This is a genomic window from Arenimonas metalli CF5-1 (assembly GCF_000747155.1).
GTDB lineage: Bacteria > Pseudomonadota > Gammaproteobacteria > Xanthomonadales > Xanthomonadaceae > Arenimonas > Arenimonas metalli.
This window is the reverse complement of the sequence record NZ_AVCK01000012.1, coordinates 229194-245233: the sequence shown is the minus strand read 5'-3', so window position 1 is coordinate 245233 and position 16040 is coordinate 229194. Positions and strand designations below refer to the sequence as shown.

15 protein-coding genes are annotated in these 16040 nt (G+C 70.9%); 1 reads left to right on the top strand and 14 read right to left on the bottom strand.

The features are described from left to right. Positions 1–3: 3 nt before the first annotated feature. A complete protein-coding gene (locus tag N787_RS04775; protein ID WP_034211122.1) occupies positions 4–1203 on the top strand; it encodes an acetyl-CoA C-acyltransferase in 1200 nt (399 codons plus the stop codon). Between the two features lie 215 nt (positions 1204–1418). Here N787_RS04775 and N787_RS04770 read toward each other — a convergent pair whose 3' ends face one another. The 14 genes from N787_RS04770 to serC form a co-directional block, all read right to left on the bottom strand. Further along, entirely contained in the window at positions 1419–1766 is a 348-nt protein-coding gene (locus N787_RS04770) for a tRNA-binding protein (protein WP_034211120.1), read from the bottom strand. Further along, the gene (locus N787_RS04765; RefSeq protein ID WP_034211118.1) at positions 1763–3052 is read right to left on the bottom strand and encodes an NAD(P)/FAD-dependent oxidoreductase; all 1290 of its coding nucleotides are present in this window, start codon (positions 3050–3052) and stop codon (positions 1763–1765) included. Before N787_RS04765 ends, N787_RS04770 begins: the two co-directional genes overlap by 4 nt. A gap of 14 nt (positions 3053–3066) precedes the next feature. Further along, on the bottom strand, positions 3067–3945 hold the full coding sequence (gene galU, locus N787_RS04760) for a UTP--glucose-1-phosphate uridylyltransferase GalU (protein ID WP_034211112.1): 879 nt from the start codon (positions 3943–3945) through the stop codon (positions 3067–3069). Continuing rightward, complete coding sequence (locus N787_RS04755; RefSeq protein ID WP_052575131.1) at positions 3942–5834, bottom strand: nucleoside-diphosphate sugar epimerase/dehydratase; 1893 nt, start codon at positions 5832–5834, stop codon at positions 3942–3944. Before N787_RS04755 ends, galU begins: the two co-directional genes overlap by 4 nt. A 3-nt stretch (positions 5835–5837) precedes the next feature. Then, entirely contained in the window at positions 5838–6845 is a 1008-nt protein-coding gene (locus N787_RS04750) for an MraY family glycosyltransferase (protein WP_052575130.1), read from the bottom strand. Further along, positions 6842–8017, bottom strand: coding sequence for a lipopolysaccharide assembly protein LapB (gene lapB / locus N787_RS04745; protein WP_034211110.1), 1176 nt, complete (start codon positions 8015–8017; stop codon positions 6842–6844). The genes N787_RS04750 and lapB overlap by 4 nt, the downstream gene beginning before the upstream one ends. Beyond that, a complete protein-coding gene (locus N787_RS04740; RefSeq protein WP_034211108.1) occupies positions 8010–8273 on the bottom strand; it encodes a lipopolysaccharide assembly protein LapA domain-containing protein in 264 nt (87 codons plus the stop codon). The genes lapB and N787_RS04740 overlap by 8 nt, the downstream gene beginning before the upstream one ends. A gap of 56 nt (positions 8274–8329) precedes the next feature. Next, on the bottom strand, positions 8330–8629 hold the full coding sequence (locus tag N787_RS04735; protein ID WP_034211102.1) for an integration host factor subunit beta: 300 nt from the start codon (positions 8627–8629) through the stop codon (positions 8330–8332). A 78-nt stretch (positions 8630–8707) separates the two neighbouring features. Then, positions 8708–10390 (bottom strand): 30S ribosomal protein S1, encoded by a 1683-nt coding sequence (rpsA, locus tag N787_RS04730; protein ID WP_034211101.1) that lies wholly within the window; start codon positions 10388–10390, stop codon positions 8708–8710. Between the two features lie 159 nt (positions 10391–10549). Further along, positions 10550–11242, bottom strand: coding sequence for a (d)CMP kinase (gene cmk / locus N787_RS04725; protein WP_034211099.1), 693 nt, complete (start codon positions 11240–11242; stop codon positions 10550–10552). Between the two features lie 36 nt (positions 11243–11278). After that, a complete protein-coding gene (aroA, locus tag N787_RS04720; RefSeq protein ID WP_034211098.1) occupies positions 11279–12592 on the bottom strand; it encodes a 3-phosphoshikimate 1-carboxyvinyltransferase in 1314 nt (437 codons plus the stop codon). Further along, positions 12589–13710 carry a histidinol-phosphate transaminase gene (gene hisC, locus N787_RS04715; protein WP_034211097.1) on the bottom strand — a complete coding sequence of 374 codons (1122 nt, stop codon included), beginning with the start codon at positions 13708–13710 and terminating at the stop codon, positions 12589–12591. Before hisC ends, aroA begins: the two co-directional genes overlap by 4 nt. Before the next feature lie 2 nt (positions 13711–13712). After that, positions 13713–14921: a prephenate dehydratase gene (pheA, locus tag N787_RS04710; protein ID WP_034211096.1), complete on the bottom strand. Its 1209-nt coding sequence runs from the start codon at positions 14919–14921 to the stop codon at positions 13713–13715. Between the two features lie 3 nt (positions 14922–14924). Then, positions 14925–16010, bottom strand: coding sequence for a 3-phosphoserine/phosphohydroxythreonine transaminase (serC, locus tag N787_RS04705; RefSeq protein ID WP_034211094.1), 1086 nt, complete (start codon positions 16008–16010; stop codon positions 14925–14927). Between the last annotated feature and the right edge of the window lie 30 nt (positions 16011–16040).

Sequence of the window (16040 nt, the reverse complement as noted above, 5' to 3'; positions counted from 1 at the left end):
CCCATGACCAAGCAAATCCAGGACGCCTACATCGTCGCCGCCACCCGCACCCCGGTCGGCAAGGCCCCGCGCGGCGTCTTCCGCAACACCCGCCCCGATGAAATGCTCGCCCACGTGCTGCGTGCCGTGGTCGCGCAGGCGCCGGGAATCGACCCGACCCGCATCGACGACGCCATCATCGGCTGCGCCATGCCCGAGGGCGAGCAAGGCATGAACGTGGCGCGCATCGGCCTGCTGCTGGCCGGCCTGCCGAACGTGATCGCCGCGCAGACCATCAACCGCTTCTGCTCGTCCGGCCTGCAGGCCGTGGCGATGGCGGCCGACCAGATCCGCCTGGGCCACGCCGACCTCATGCTGGCCGGCGGCACCGAGTCGATGTCGATGGTGCCGATGATGGGGAACAAGGTGGCGATGAGCCCGCAGGTGTTCGCCAAGGACGAGAACGTGGCGATTGCCTACGGCATGGGCATCACCGCCGAGAAGGTCGCCGAGGAATGGAAGGTCTCGCGCGAGGACCAGGACGCCTTCGCCGTCGCCTCGCACCGCAAGGCGCTGGCGGCGCAGGCGGCCGGTGAATTCAAGGCCGAGATCTCGCCCTACCAGGTGATCTCGCGCCAGCCGGTGGTCGGCTCGAACACGGTGAAGCTGCGCGAGCTGCTGGTCGAGCACGACGAGGGCCCGCGCGCCGACACCAGCCTCGAGGGCCTGGCCAAGCTGCGCCCGGTCTTCCGCAACGGCGGCAGCGTCACGGCCGGCACCTCGTCGCAGATGTCCGACGGCGCCGGCGCGGTGCTGCTGGCGTCCGAGAAGGCGATCAAGGAGTACGGCCTCACCCCGCTGGCGCGCTTCGTCAGCTTCTCGGTGGCGGGCGTGCGTCCGGAAGTGATGGGCATCGGCCCGATCGCGGCGATCCCGAAGGCGCTGCAGCAGGCCGGCCTGAACCAGGACCAGCTCGACTGGATCGAGCTCAACGAGGCCTTCGCCGCGCAGGCGCTGGCCGTGATCCGCACCTGCGGCCTGGACCCGGACAAGGTGAACCCGCTGGGCGGCGCGATCGCCCTGGGCCACCCGCTGGGCGCCACCGGTGCCATCCGCACGGCGACGATCGTGCACGGCATGCAGCGCCGCAAGGCCAAGTACGGCATGGTCACGATGTGCATCGGCACCGGCATGGGCGCCGCTGGCATCTTCGAGTCGCTCTGACTTCGCGTCGGAACTCGTGACTGGACGGGCCCTTCGGGGCCCGTTTTTTTGGCCACGGATGAACACGGATGGAGCGGTTGGAATTTAGACGCGGATGAACGCGGATAGAGCGAAACTTGCGTCTTGTCTATCCGCGTTCATCCGCGTCAATCCGCGTCTGGATCGCTCTTTCTCGATCCGTGCCCATCTGTGTTCATCCGCGGCAAAAAACGCCCTTACGCCAGCCGGGTGCCGTTCGGGACGGGGCGTTCGAGGGTGGTGATGACGACGCCCGCGTCGGTCGGGAAGCCGGTGAGGAGGAATTCGGAGAGGAAGGGGCCGACCTGCTTGGGCGGGAAGTTGAGGACGCCGACGATCTGGCGGCCGACGAGGTCGTCGGCGGCGTAGAGCGCCCTGACCTGGGCGCTGGTCTTGCGGACGCCGTGTGGGCCGAAGTCGACCCAGAGTTTCCACGCCGGTTTGCGCGCCTCCGGGAAGTCCTCCACCCGCAGCACGGTGCCGGCGCAGAGCTGCACCTTCTCGAAATCGGACCAGCTGATCGGCGGCGGGATTTCGGTATTCATCGGGGGCGTCCCTCCATCCGGTCCTTCCAGGCGTCGCGGGCCTGGTACCACCAGTAGCTGAGCTGGGCGCCGAGGAAGCCGGCCGGCTTCATGGCCGATACCAGGCCGTAGTGGCTGAATTCACGCCAGCGCGGGTCGCCTTCGGCAATCGCCGACGCCAGCACCTCGCCGGCCAAGGTGGTCGGCGCCACGCCGTGGCCGCCGAAGGCCTGGGCCAGCCAGAGCCCGTCGTCCACCTGGCCGATCTGCGGCATCTGGTGGCGGGCGTAGCTCATCAGGCCCGACCAGGCGTAGTCGATGCGGACGTCTTCGAGCTGCGGGTACACCTTGAGCAGGTCGCGCCGCAGCAGCCGCTTCACCTGGTCCGGCGACCGGTCGCGCACCGAAATGCGGCCGCCCCAGAGGATCCGCGTATCGGGCAGCGGCCGGTAGTAGTCGAAGGCGAAGCGGGTGTCGTAGATGGCGGCGCGGGTGCGGATGACCTCGTCCAGGCGGGCGCCCAGAGGCTCGGTCACCATCACGTAGGTGGCGATCGGCAGCACGCCGGCGTCCACCTCCCGGCGCAGGCCGGCCAGGTAGCCGCCGCAGGAGAGCACCACCTGCCGCGCCAGGACTTCGCCTTGCGGCGTGCGCACGCGCCAGCCCTGCCCCGCCCGCTCCAGCGCGATCGCCGGCGTGCCTTCGTGCACGGCCACGCCGAGGCCGGCGGCGACGCGCGCCAGGCCGTGGGCATAGTCGAGCGGATGGAAGTGCAGCGCATTGCGCTCGAACAGCGCCTCGCTGTAGCGCCGCGTGGTGACCTGCTGGGCCAGCTGCTCGCGCGACACCCAGTCCCACTGCGTGTCGAAATGCTCGGCCAGCAGCTTCTGGCGCGCACGCAGCGGTGCCGGGTCCCGGAACCAGTTCGCCCACAGCACGCCGGCATCGGTGGCCTGGCAGGCGATAGCGTGGCGGGCGATGCGGCGGCGGATCAGCTCGACCGCGTCCTGCGTGCCCTGGTAAAGCTTGCGCGCCGCGACCGGACCGAGCTCCGCGAGCAGCGCGTCCTCGCCGCGCGAGAAGCCGCCGAACACGAAGCCGCCGTTGCGCCCGGAGGCGCCGTGGCCGATGGTGTCGGCCTCGATCAGCACCACGTCGCGTCGTCCGCGCTCGGCCAGGCCCAGCGCGGTGTTCAGCCCGGCGAAGCCGCCGCCGACGATGCAGAGGTCGGCCTCGCGGACGCCCGACAGCGGCGGGAACGACGGGGCGGCGGACGCGGTGGCGCGGTAATAGCTGGCGACGCCCATCGCCGGAAGGCGCCTCAGCGCGCCAGCGCCGCCCGCATGAACTCGCGGGTCGGTTCGGCCAGGTCCTCGTGGTCGAGCGCGAACTGCATGGTCGCCTCCACCAGGCCGATGCGGCTGCCGCAGTCGAAGCGGCGCCCTTCGAAGCGATAGGCCAGCACGCGCTCCTTCTCCATCAGCGCGGCGATGCCGTCGGTGAGCTGGATCTCGCCGCCAGCACCGGGGCGCGTCTTCGCCAGCAGCTCGAAGATGCCCCCGCTGAGCACGTAGCGGCCCACCACCGCGAGGTTGGAGGGCGCCACCTCGGGCTTCGGCTTCTCGACGATGGCACTGATCTCGCCGTGTCGCCCGGAGAAGTCGCGGGTGGCGACGATGCCGTAGCTGCGGGTCTGCTCGCGCGGTACGTCCTGCACGGCGATCACGCTGGCGGACTCGCGTTCGGCCAGTTCGGTCATCTGGCGCAGCGCGCCGTGGCCGGTGTTCCAGATCAGGTCATCGGGCAGCAGCACCGCGAACGGCTCGTCGCCGACCACGGGGCGCGCGCAAAGCACGGCGTGGCCCAGGCCCAGCGCCTCGGCCTGGGTGACGAAGACCGCGCGCACGTGGCGCGGCAGCACGTCGCGGATCAGCGACAGCAGCTCGGACTTGCCGGACTTCTCCAGCTTCTGCTCGAGCTCGTAGGCCTTGTCGAAGTAGTCGGCCACCGAGTGCTTGTAGCGGTTGGTGACGAACACCAGGGTGTCGCAGCCGGCCTCGATCGCCTCGTCCACGGCGTACTGGATGAGCGGCTTGTCCACCACCGGCAGCATTTCCTTCGGCACCGTCTTGGTGGCCGGCAGGAAGCGCGTGCCCAGGCCCGCGACCGGGAATACCGCTTTCCTGACTCGAAACGTCATGCTTGGGATCCTTCTTCTCGTGCCTGGCCCGCGGCGTCGGAAGCCTCGTCGGCGTCGGGGTGGGGATTGTACTCGGGCACGGCTTCGCGCAGCACCGTGGCAAGCGCCTCGGCGCCATCGGCGCGCCGCAGCAGCTGGTCCACGCGCGCCAGAATGTCCTGCAGCGCCGCCGCATCCACGTCGCGCGGCTTGGCCTGCAGGATGCGGGGGTGGCGCGTGCGCTGGTAGCGCTCGTCGGGGTGGAACAGGATCTCGTGCAGCTTCTCGCCCGGGCGCAGGCCGGTGTAGCTGACCGCGATGTCGATGCCCGGCCGCTTGCCACTCAGGCGGATCATCTGCTCGGCCAGCTCGCGGATGGCCACCGGCCGGCCCATGTCCAGCGCGAACACCGCGCAGGGCTCGGCGAACAGGTCGACCGAATGCAGGATCAGCGCGCAGGCCTCGGGGATGGTCATGAAATAGCGCGTCACCTCCGGGTGCGTGACCGTGACCGGCCCGCCCGCGGCGATCTGCTTGCGGAACAGCGGCACCACGCTGCCGGCCGAATCGAGCACGTTGCCGAAGCGCACGATCGACAGCCGCACCGTGCTGCCGTCGAGCTCGGACTGGCAGGCCAGCTCGGCGAAGCGCTTGCTGGCGCCCAGAACGTTGATCGGCGCGATCGCCTTGTCGGTCGAGATCAGCACGAAATTGCCGACGCCGCGCTCGCGGCACATCCGCGCCAGGGTGGCGGTGGCGGTGACGTTGTTGCGCAGCGCCTCGCGCAGCTGGCCTTCCAGCATCGGCACCTGCTTGCAGGCGGCGGCGTGGAAGACGTAGTCCATGCCCTGCGCCAGCGCGATGCTGCAGGCGGTGGGGTCGCCGCAGTCGGCCAGCATCGGCTCGACGTCGGCCTCGGGATAGTCGCGGCGCAGCTCGTCGGTGATCTCCACCAGCGGCAGCTCGGCGCGCTCGAACAGCACCACCCGGGCCGCGCCCGCGGCCACGCACTGGCGCGCCAGCTCGGAGCCGATCGAGCCGCCGGCGCCGGTCACCAGCACGCGCTTGCCGACCAGGGCTTCGTAACGGGCGCCGAACTCCACCGGCTTGCGGCCCAGCAGGTCCTCGATCCGCACCTCGCTCAGCTCGAGGCGCGAGCCGCTCTTGCCCGAGAGCATGTCCGACAGCCGCGGCACGGTGCGGAACGGCAGCCCGGTCTCGTCGCAGAGGGTGACGACGCGCTGCATCTCGGCGGCGCTGGCCGAGGGCATGGCGATCACGATCAGCTTGGGCGCGGTTTCCTGCGCGATGTAGGGCAATTCATCGATGCTGCCCAGCACCGGCACGCCCTGGATCTTGGCGCCCTTGAGGGCGCGCTGGTCGTCGAGCAGGCCGACCGGCTGGTAGCGGCCGTCGGTGCGCAGGTCACGCAGCAGGGTCTCGGCCGTGCGGCCGGCGCCCAGCACCAGCACGCGTTGCGCGTCGGCGTTGTTGCCCGACTGGCGGAAATCCTTCCACAGGCGGTACAGCACGCGCGGCATGCCGAGCATCACCACCAGGGCGACCGGGTACGGGAACAGAACGCGCCGCGGCACGTCCGGCAGCAGCCCGGCCACGAACAGCAGGGCCACGATCAGCAGCACGCCGATCAGCGCCGCGCGCGCGAGGTTGGCCAGGTCCGGCAGGCTGGCGAAGCGCCACAGGCCCTGGTACAGGCCGACGGCGCGCAGCACGACCGCCTGCGTCAGCACCGCGATCAGGAGCTCGAGCTGCAGCGCGGTCGCCGGCGGCGCGCCGGCCAGGCCGGCCAGCCAGCGCAATCCCAGCCAGACGAACGCCACCATGGCCAGGTCGTGCACCACGATCAGCAGGCGCGGCAACAGCACCGAAGCGCCAGCGTTTTCCTTCATTCCCTAGGCATCCTTTCGCGGGTCGGTGCCCGGGCGTGGCCAGCGTCGGCCGCCCAGGGCGTGGCACATGATTCCAGAGAAGAGCCACGCGAGGGTGACTCCCCAAGCAACGGCGGACGGCGCCGCCAGCAGCCAAGCGGCCAGGCTGGCCGCGGCCAGGGTCCAGGCGGCGTAGGCCAGGCAGACGCGGCCGTGGCTCGCGCCGTGCAGGATCGCGCGCTGGTAGAGGTGTTCGCGATGGGCCTGCCAGACCCTCTCGCGGCGCGCCAGCCGGGACAGCAGGGTGAGGCTGGCATCGAGCAGGAAGGCCGAGGCCAGCAGCAGCGGCAGCCAGGGCGCGATCGCGCCCTCGCCTTGCATCGCCCGCAGCGCCAGCGCTGCCACGGTAAAGCCGAGCGCGTGGCTGCCAACGTCGCCCAGGAACAGGCGTGCCCGCGGCAGGTTCCAGGGCAGGAAGCCAAGCGCGCCCGCCGCCAACGCCAGCCCCAGCCACGCGGCCGGCGTGCCGGCGCCCGCGAACAGCGCCATCGCCGCGCCGAACAGCAGCGCCTGGGTCGCGGCCAGGCCATTGCTGCCGTCCATGAAGTTCCAGATGTTCACCAGCGCGATCACCAGCAGCCAGGCCGCGGCGACGCCAAGCACCGGCCCGAGCAGGCCCGGCAGCAGCGGCCAGGCCAGCGCAACCGGCACCGCGCCCAGCGCCTGCAGCAACAGCTTGGCCAGCGGCGGCAGCGGACGCAGGTCATCGTAGAAGCCGGCGCCGGCCGTCACCGCGAGGCCGAGCGCAAACGCCACGCCGCCCGACCCCAGCCACGGCGCCGCGGCGAGCAGCACCGCCGCGATGCCGAGTCCGCCACCGCGCGCGGTCGGCACCTGGTGCAGGCGGCGGTCGTCGGGGAGGTCAAGCACGCGCTCGCGCGCATGGCGCCACCAGGCGCCTGCGACGGCGGTCGAGAGGACCGTCGCCAGCAGCACCAGGAGCCAGGCGGGCAGCGCCGGGACTGCCGTCACTCGCTCACCGCGCCGTGGACCGGCTTGATGCTGCCCCAGGACTTGCAGCCCGGGCATTGCCAATGATGCGCGCGCGCGCTGAAGCCGCAGCGCTGGCAGCGGTAGCCGGGCGTACGCACCACCAGCTGGTCGGTGATTTGCTTTAGCGTGCGCAGCGTATCGGCCGGGTCGGCCTCGCCATCGCGCAGGCTCAGGTCGATGTATTCCGCCTCGCCGCGCACCGACGGGCGCAGCCGCAGCTGCCGCGACAGGAACTCGAGCGCCGCGCCCTGCCCTTCGTCGCGCTCGAGTAGGCGCGTCAGCGCCAGTACCGGCGACACGCCCGGGTAGTGCTCGATCATTTCCATCAGGAAGCCGCGCGCACGGGCGCTGTCGCCGCGGCGCTCGTAGCAGCGCAGCAGCGGCTCGAGCAGATCGGGCAGGAACTCGATGTCGTGCCGGGCCACGCGCTCGAAGGCGCGGATGGCGGCGGCGTCGTTGCCCGCGGCGAGCTCGAGCTGGCCTTCGGCCAGGCCGGCGCGCACGGAGTGGCTGTCGGCCTCGTAGGCCCGGGCGAGGTGGCGGCGGGCCTCGTCGAGGTCGCCGGCGAGCCGCGCCTTCTCGGCCAGCTCGCAGTGGAACTGCGCCACCAGCTTGCCCATCGGCTCGCCGCTGGCCGCCTCGAACTGGCGCGCGTGCTCGATCGCCTTGCCCCAGTCGCGCTCGGCCTGATAGATCGAGATCAGGTGCCGCAACGCCTGCGGCGCCAGCACGCCCATCCGCACGAGGTCGGTGAACAGCGTCTCGGCGCGATCCAGCAGGCCGGCGCGCATGTAGTCCTCGCCCAGCGCCAGCACGGCGCGGGTCTTCTGTTCGTCGTTCAGGCCCTCGCGCGCGACCAGGCTCTGGTGCAGGCGGATGGCGCGATCGACCTCGCCGCGGCGCCGGAACAGGTGGCCGAGCGCGAACTGCGTCTCCACCGTGTCCTTGTCCACCGCGGCGATCTGCAGGAAGACCTCGATGGCCTTGTCCTGCTGCTCGTTGAGCAGGTAGTTGAGGCCGCGGAAATAGGTGTTCGACAGCCGCGACACGCGCGCGCCGCCGCGGCGCTCGCCGCCGCGCCGGCCCGCCAGCCAGCCGCTGCCGGCCGCGACCGGCAGCAGCAGGAGCAACAGCCAGGCGAACTCAGTCATGGCGTTCCGGCGCCGGCGCCTCGGGCACCGGCGCGCTGCGCTTGAGCTGCAGGCGCAGCGGCCAGATCACGCCGGCGGTGAGCACGATGCCGGCCAGCACGGCGCCGGCCAGCACGGCCAGCAGCAGCGCGGTGCCGACGGTGCCGTCGACGCCCGTGAAGCCCAGCTCGATGCGCACGGCCTGGCGGTTCAGCGCGCCGAAGAGCACGCCGAAGGCGATGAACAGGAGGGCAAACAGGGCTTTGATCAGTCGCATCCGCGGCGGGTCCGTGGGCGGGATGCCGCAAGCTTAGCCCAAGGCGGGCCGGAAACTCAGCCTTCGGAGGCAGCCGGGCCGGCGTTGACGCGGTCGCGCAACTCCTTGCCGGGCTTGAAATGCGGGACGTACTTTCCGGGCAGGGCCACGGAGTCGCCGGTCTTGGGGTTGCGGCCCAGGCGCGGCGGACGGAAATGCAGGGAGAAGCTGCCGAAGCCGCGGATCTCGATGCGCTCGCCCTGGGTCAAGGCGCCGCTCATCATCTCGAGCAGGGTCTTGACGGCAAGATCGACGTCGTCGGCCTTCAGGTGGGCCTGGCGACGCGACAGCACCTCGATCAATTCAGACTTGGTCATGCCTGGGCGGAACCTCGAAACAGTGGCCGGAAGGTGCCGCGGCCCGGGAAACCCCGGGCCGCGGACCGGTGTCGCGGATTACTCGCCCTTGTTCAGCTGCTCGCGCAGCAGGGCACCGAGCTTGGTGGTGCCGGACGCGGCGTCGAAGGACTTGTTGACCTCCGCCATCGTTTCCTGCAGCTCGGCCTCGTCCTTGGCGCGGATCGAGAGCTGCATGACGCGGCCCTTGCGGTCCATGCCGATGAACTTGGCTTCCACCGCGTCGCCGACCTTCAGGTACTCGGTGGCGTCGTCGACACGCTCCTTGGCGATGTCGTTGGCGCGCACGTAGCCCTCGATGCCGCCGTCGAGCTCGATGGTGGCGCCCTTGGCGTCGACTTCCTTGACCACGCCGGTGACGATGCTGCCCTTCTGGGTGGTGGCCATGTACTGGCCGACCGGATCCTGCTCGAGCTGCTTCACGCCGAGCGAGATGCGCTCGCGCTCCGGATCCACGGCCAGAACGACCGCTTCCAGGGTGTCACCCTTCTTGAAGTTGCGGACCACGTCTTCACCCGTGGTGTTCCACGAGATGTCGGACAGGTGCACCAGGCCGTCGATGCCGCCGTCCAGGCCGATGAAGATGCCGAAGTCGGTGATGGACTTGATCTGGCCGGAGACCTTGTCGCCCTTCTTGAACAGGGCCGAGAAGGCTTCCCACGGGTTCGGGGTGCACTGCTTGATGCCCAGCGAGATGCGGCGACGCTCGCCGTCCACGTCCAGCACCATCACCTCGAGCTCGTCGCCCAGCTGGACGACCTTCGACGGGTTGACGTTCTTGTTGGTCCAGTCCATCTCGGACACGTGCACCAGGCCTTCGACGCCCGGCTCGATCTCGACGAACGCGCCGTAATCGGTGACGTTGGAGACCTTGCCGAACAGGCGCGAGGAGGTCGGGTAACGGCGGGCGATGTTGTCCCACGGATCGTCGCCCAGCTGCTTCAGGCCCAGCGAGACGCGGTTGCGCTCGCGGTCGAACTTCAGCACGCGCACGTCGAGCTCTTCGCCCACGTTCACGACTTCGGACGGGTGGCGCACGCGCTTCCAGGCCATGTCGGTGATGTGCAGCAGGCCGTCGATGCCGCCCAGGTCCACGAACGCGCCGTAGTCGGTGAGGTTCTTGACGACACCCTTGATCACGGCACCTTCCTGCAGGCGCTCCATCAGCTGCTCGCGCTCGACGCTCGACTCGGACTCGACCACCGCACGGCGGGAGACCACGACGTTGTTGCGCTTGCGGTCGAGCTTGATGATCTTGAACTCGAGTTCCTTGCCCTCGAGGTAGCCCGGGTCACGGACCGGACGCACGTCGACCAGCGAACCCGGCAGGAACGCGCGGACGTCGCGGATGTCGACGGTGAAGCCGCCCTTGACCTTGCCGCTGATGCGGCCGGTGACGATCTCGCCGGCTTCCATGGAAGCTTCGAGTTCGTCCCACACCATGGCGCGCTTGGCCTTCTCGCGCGACAGCACGGTCTCGCCGAAGCCGTTCTCGAGGTACTCCAGCGCCACCTTGACGGTGTCGCCCACGGCGACTTCGAGCTCGCCGGCTTCGTTACGGAACTGCTCGATCGGGATGATGCCTTCCGACTTGAGGCCGGCGTTGATCACGACGACGTCGGAACGCACCTCGACCACCATGCCGGAGACGATGGCACCGGGCTTGAGCTTGCTCAGGGCGCCCTGGCTCTGCTCGAACAGTTCAGCGAAAGATTCAGTCATTGTTGGATACTCGGTTAGACATACGGGCCACGGCATCTCCGCCGCGTCCCACCTGTTGGCGCTTGCGCGCGTGGATAGGAAGACCGCACCTCATGGCGCGGGGTGGTCCTGCGTTCGGAAACCGCGCCCGTGGCGGGGCGGGATGCGCCGGGGTGGCGGTTACGGCTGGCGGGGCGCGCGGAGTTTTTCCGGCAACACCGACAGCACGCGCTCGATCACCTCGGTGATGGGCGTCCCGGTGGAGTCCACGATCACCGCGTCTTCGGCGGGTTTCAGGGGCGCCACGGCACGCCCGGCATCGCGCTCGTCGCGAGCGGCGATTTCGTGCAGCAGGCCGGCAAGATTAACCGAAACCCCTTTTTCCTTCAACTGCTTATAGCGCCTTTGCGCCCTTTCCTCGGCGCTGGCGGTCAGGAAGACCTTGTAGGGGGCGTCCGGGAAGATCACGGTCCCCATGTCCCGGCCGTCCGCGACCAGGCCCGGGGCCTTGCGGAAGCCCTTCTGCAGGTCCACCAGGGCGGCCCGGACCGGCGGGTGGGCGGCGATGGCCGAGGCGGCCGCGCCGGCGGTTTCGGTGCGCAACTGGCGGGTGGCGTCCTTGCCGTTCACGATCACGTGGGGCTCGCCCGAGCCCTGGGTCTCGAACCGGATCTCGGTGCGGCGGGCGCACTGGGCCACCGCCTCCGGGTCGCTCAGGTCCACCACCTCCCAGGCCGCGGCCAGGCCGACGGCCCGGTACAGGGCGCCGGAGTCGAGGTAGTGCCAGCCCAGGCGCTCGGCCACGGCGCGGCTGATGGTGCCCTTTCCGGAGCCGGAGGGGCCATCGATGGTGAGTACGGGGATTCGGGGCATGGACGGGGATTCTAGTGGATTGCCCCGGGGACCGGGCTAGGCGTCGCGCAACCCGAACCCGGCCGAGCGCGCCAGCGCGTCGAAACCCGGGAACGAGGTGGCGACATTCGCGCAGTCCAGGATGCGCACCTCGCCCGCCGCGAGCTGGCCGGCGATGGCCAGGCTCATCGCCACGCGGTGGTCGCCGTGGCTGTCGGCCTCGCCGCCGTGCAGGCGGCCGCCGGTGATGACGGCCCCGTCCGGGGCTTCGACGATGTCGGCACCGAGTGCGCGCAGGCCGGCCGAGGTCACGGCGATGCGGTCGGACTCCTTCACCCGCAGCTCGGCGGCGCCGCGGACGACGGTGCGGCCCTCGGCCAGGGCGGCGGCCACGAACAGGGCCGGGAATTCGTCGATCATGTCCGGCACCAGGGCCTCCGGCACCTCGATGCCGCGCAGGCGGGCGTGGCGCACCTGCAGGTCGGCCACGGGTTCCCCGCCCTGCTCGCCCGGATTGAGTTCGGTGATGTCGGCGCCCATCAGCCGCAGCGCGGCCAGCAGGCCGGTGCGGCGCGGGTTCATGCCGACCCGCCGCAGCAGCAGGTCCGAGCCCGGCACCAGGCTGGCGGCGACCAGGAAGAACGCCGCCGAGGAGAAATCGGCCGGTACGTGCACCTCGGTGGCGCGCAGGCGATGGCCGCCGGACAGCACCGCTTCCCCCGGCGAGAACCGGATCGGCCAGCCGAAGGCCGCGAGCATCCGCTCGGTGTAATCGCGGGTCGGATGCGGCTCGCGGACGCGGGTCTCGCCGCGGGCGTAAAGCCCCGCCAGCAGCACCGCGGATTTCACCTGCGCGCTGGCAACGGGCAATTCAAAATCAATACCTTGCAGTTCATTACTGAAGTAAATTCTAAGTGGCGGCAGCCCGCCCGGCGCCGACTCGATGCTGGCGCCCATGCGCCGCAGCGGCTCGATCACGCGCGCCATCGGCCGGCGCGACAGCGAGGCGTCGCCGACCAGGGTGCTGGCGAAGTCCTGCCCCGCCAGCAGGCCTGCCAGCAGGCGCATGCCGGTGCCGGCATTGCCGCAGTCCAGGTCCGATTCGGGCGCCAGCAGGCCGTACAGGCCGACGCCGTGCACGGTCCGCCGGCTGGGGCTGGGGGCGTCGATGCGCACGCCGAGCTGGCGGAAGATCGCGGCGGTGGCGCGGGTGTCCTCGCCTTCCAGGAAGCCGTGGATCTCGGACACGCCCTCGGCGATCGCCGATAGCATGATCGCGCGGTGCGACACCGACTTGTCGCCGGGCACCTCCAGTTCGCCCGCCAGCGGACGCCCCGCGCCCGCGATCCAGTCCAGCCTTGCCACGCTCATGCCAACACCTCGTCCAACGCCTGCAGCAGCCGGCGGTTCTCGTCGCGCACGCCCACGGTCAGGCGCAGGCAGGTCGGCAGGCCGTAGCCCGCCATGGGCCGGGGCACCACGCCGCGCGCCACCAGCCCGGCCTCGACCGGGGCGGCGTCGCGGCCGAAGTCCACCAGCAGGAAATTCGTCTGCGAGGGCGACACCGCCAGCCCGCGCGCCGACAGCGCGTCGGCCAGCGCCTCGCGCTCGATCGCGTTCTGGCGCCGCACCCAGGCCAGGTGCTCGTGGTCGGCCAGCGCCGCCTCGCAGGCCGCCAGGCCCGGCAGGTTGACGTTGAAGGACTCCCGCACGCGCTCGAGCACGGCCACCAGGCCGGGATCGGCCAGCAGGCAGCCCACGCGCAGGCCGGCCAGGCCGTAGCCCTTGGAGAACGTGCGGGTCACGGCCAGGTTCGGGAACCGGGCGAGCAGCGGGACGGCGGAGGTGAGCGCGGGGTCGGTCACGTACTCGAGGTAGGCCTCGTCCACCACCACCAGCACGTTCGCCGGCACGCGGGACAGGAAATCCGCGAGCGCCGCGGTGTCGAACCAGGTGCCGGTGGGATTGTTCGGGTTGGCCAGGTAGACGATGGCTGTGTCCGCGCCGACCGCGGCCAGCAGCGCCTCGAGGTCGTGGCCGCGCGGCATGGCGTCGTCGACCGGCCGCGCCGGCGCCGGCGTCCAGGGCGCCCCCGCCGCCTGCGCGGCCAGGGCGTACACCGCGAATCCGTACTGGGACGACACCACGCCCCGTCCCGTTCCGGCGAACACCTGGCCCATCAGCATCAGCAGTTCGTGCGACCCGTTGCCGAGGATGACCTGTGCCGGCTCGAGGCCGTGGCAGGCCGCGAGCGCGCGCCTGAGGTCGCCGCCCAGCGGATCCGGGTAGCGGTGCAGCGAATGCAGGGAATCCAGGATCGCGGCGCGTGCCGCCGGGCTCGGCCCGTGGCTGTTCTCGTTGGAACCGAGCTCGACCAGTGCGCCTTCGGCGAACCCGCGCCGCAGCGCCACCAGGTCCAGGCCGGGGTCGTAGGCGCGCAGCGCGCGGATGCCGGGCTGGGCCAGCGCGACGTAGTCCAGGGCCGCCATGGTCAGCCCAGCGCCACCGGGTAGGAGCCGAGCACTTTCACGTCGGCCGCGTACTCGCCCAGCTCCGCCAGCGCCCGGGCGACGCCCGGGTCCTGCACGTGGCCGCTGACGTCGATGAAGAAGGCGTACTGCCAGCGCCCCGCGTGCGAGGGGCGCGACTCGATGCGGTTCATGCTGACGCCGTGGCGCGCGAACGGGCTGAGCACGCCATAGAGCGCACCCGGCTGGTCGCGCACGTAGACCAGCAGCGAGGTGCGGTCGTGGCCCGAGGCCGAGAACAGCTCGCGGCCCAGCACCAGGAAGCGCGTGGTGTTGTCCGGACGGTCCTCGATCGGGCCCGCGACCACCTTCAGGCCGTACACGTGGCCGGCGTTCTCGCCGGCGATGGCGGCGGCGTCGTCCGCCGTGCGCGCGCGGCGCGCGGCCTCGGCGTTGCTCGACGCGGCGATCTTCTCCGCCTTGGGCAGGTGCTGGCGCAGCCAGGCGCGGGCCTGCGCGAGCGACATCGGGTGCGAATAAACCCGCTCGATGTCCTCCAGCCGCCCGGTGCGCGACATCAGGTACTGGTGCACGGCCAGCTCGACCTCGCCGCAGATCTTCAGCGGCGAAGTCAGGAACATGTCCAGCGTGGACTGGATGGTGCCCTGCCCCGAGTTCTCCACCGGCACCACGCCGAAATCGGCGTTGCCCGCTTCGACTTCCTGGAACACCTCCTCGATGCTGCCCAGCGGCAAGCCCTTGGCCGAGTGGCCGAAGTGCTTGTGCAGCGCCTGCTGCGAGAACGTGCCCTCGGGACCGAGGTAGCCGACCTTCAGCGGCTCCTGCTGGGCCAGGCAGGCGGACATGATTTCGCGGAACAGCCGCAGCAGGACTTCGTCGCTCAGCGGGCCGTCGTTGCGGTCCAGCACCTGGCGAAGCACCTGCGCCTCGCGCTCCGGGCGGTAGTAATCCACGGCGGCCTTGAGCGGCCCCTTGGCCTTGCCGACCTGGCGCGCCCAGCCGGCGCGCTCGGCGATCAGGGCCTGGATCTGGCGGTCGATGCCGTCGATGCGCTCGCGCACTTCCGACAGCACCGGCGCGGGCTCGCTGGCCGCCGGCGCACTGCCCGCTCGCGGCTTGGTGACCGGTTTGCGGGAGGCCGGCGGCTTGCGCCGCGGCTCAGCCGCGGGCTTGGCCTGGCCGGCTTTCGGGGGAGCCTTGCGGGTGGCCACGGCTCATCCGTTCCGGCGCGCGAAGTCGGCCATGAAGCCGGCCAGCGCGGCGACGCCGGCTTCCGGCATGGCGTTGTAGATCGAGGCGCGCATGCCGCCCACGGCGCGGTGGCCCTTCAGGCCCAGCAGGCCGGCGGCCTCGGCTTCCTTGAGGAAGGGCTTGTCCAGCGCGGCATCGGGCAGGAAGAACGGCACGTTCATGGTCGAGCGCGCGGCCGGCGCCACCGGGTTGCGGTAGTAGCCGCCCGAGCCGTCGATGGCCGCGTACAGCGCCGCCGCCTTTCGGGCGTTGCGCTCGCCGATCGCGGCCGCGCCGCCCTCGGCGCGGATCCACTTCAGCACCAGGCCCAGCACGTACCAGGCGAAGGTGGGCGGCGTGTTGAACATCGAATCGTTGTTGGCCTGGTTGAGCAGCTCGAAGATCGGCGGCAGCGCGCGCCCGTGCTTGCCCAGCAGGTCCTTGCGGATGATGGCGATCGACAGGCCCGAGGGCCCCAGGTTCTTCTGGGCGCCGCCGTAGAGCACGCCGAAGCGGCTGACGTCGATGGGGCGCGAGAGGAAGTTGGAGGACACGTCGGCCACCAGCGGCACGCCGCCGACGTCCGGGATGTCGTGGAACTCCACGCCGTGGATGGTCTCATTCGGCGTGTAGTGCACGAAGGCCGCGCCGGGCGTCAGCTGCCAGCCATCGCGGGCGGGAATGTCGGAATAGCCGCCGGCCTTGCTGCTGGCGGCGATGCTCACCTTCATCGAGGGCTGGGTGTTGTCGACCGCCTTTTCGCCCCAGTGGCCGGTCAGCACGAAGTCGGCGACCTGGTCCGGGCCGGCCAGGTTCAGCGCCAAGAGGGCCGAGAGCGTGGTGGCGCCGCCCTGCAGGAACAGCACGTGATAGTCGTCGGGGATCGCCATCAGCTCGCGCAGGTCGCGCTCGGCGGCGGCGGCGCACTCGACGAAGGCGGCGCCGCGATGGCTGACCTCCATCACCGAGGCCCGCTCCCCCTGCCACTCCATCAATTCGGCCTGGACCTGGCGCAGGACGGGCTCGGGCAGCGCGGCGGGGCCGGCGCTGAAATTGAAGGCGCGTGACATCGGGAACACCTCGGGGGAAGTCGTTGGCAG

Excerpts from the sequence above, each read along its gene's own strand:
- rpsA (WP_034211101.1), bottom strand. The coding sequence starts at position 10,390 with ATGACTGAATCTTTCGCTGAACTGTTCGAGCAGAGCCAGGGCGCCCTG.
- serC (WP_034211094.1), bottom strand. The coding sequence starts at position 16,010 with ATGTCACGCGCCTTCAATTTCAGCGCCGGCCCCGCCGCGCTGCCCGAG.
- N787_RS04775 (WP_034211122.1), top strand. The coding sequence starts at position 4 with ATGACCAAGCAAATCCAGGACGCCTACATCGTCGCCGCCACCCGCACC.
- N787_RS04770 (WP_034211120.1), bottom strand. The coding sequence starts at position 1,766 with ATGAATACCGAAATCCCGCCGCCGATCAGCTGGTCCGATTTCGAGAAG.
- N787_RS04765 (WP_034211118.1), bottom strand. The coding sequence starts at position 3,052 with ATGGGCGTCGCCAGCTATTACCGCGCCACCGCGTCCGCCGCCCCGTCG.
- aroA (WP_034211098.1), bottom strand. The coding sequence starts at position 12,592 with ATGAGCGTGGCAAGGCTGGACTGGATCGCGGGCGCGGGGCGTCCGCTG.
- lapB (WP_034211110.1), bottom strand. The coding sequence starts at position 8,017 with ATGACTGAGTTCGCCTGGCTGTTGCTCCTGCTGCTGCCGGTCGCGGCC.
- N787_RS04740 (WP_034211108.1), bottom strand. The coding sequence starts at position 8,273 with ATGCGACTGATCAAAGCCCTGTTTGCCCTCCTGTTCATCGCCTTCGGC.
- hisC (WP_034211097.1), bottom strand. The coding sequence starts at position 13,710 with ATGGCGGCCCTGGACTACGTCGCGCTGGCCCAGCCCGGCATCCGCGCG.
- N787_RS04755 (WP_052575131.1), bottom strand. The coding sequence starts at position 5,834 with ATGAAGGAAAACGCTGGCGCTTCGGTGCTGTTGCCGCGCCTGCTGATC.
- galU (WP_034211112.1), bottom strand. The coding sequence starts at position 3,945 with ATGACGTTTCGAGTCAGGAAAGCGGTATTCCCGGTCGCGGGCCTGGGC.
- cmk (WP_034211099.1), bottom strand. The coding sequence starts at position 11,242 with ATGCCCCGAATCCCCGTACTCACCATCGATGGCCCCTCCGGCTCCGGA.
- N787_RS04735 (WP_034211102.1), bottom strand. The coding sequence starts at position 8,629 with ATGACCAAGTCTGAATTGATCGAGGTGCTGTCGCGTCGCCAGGCCCAC.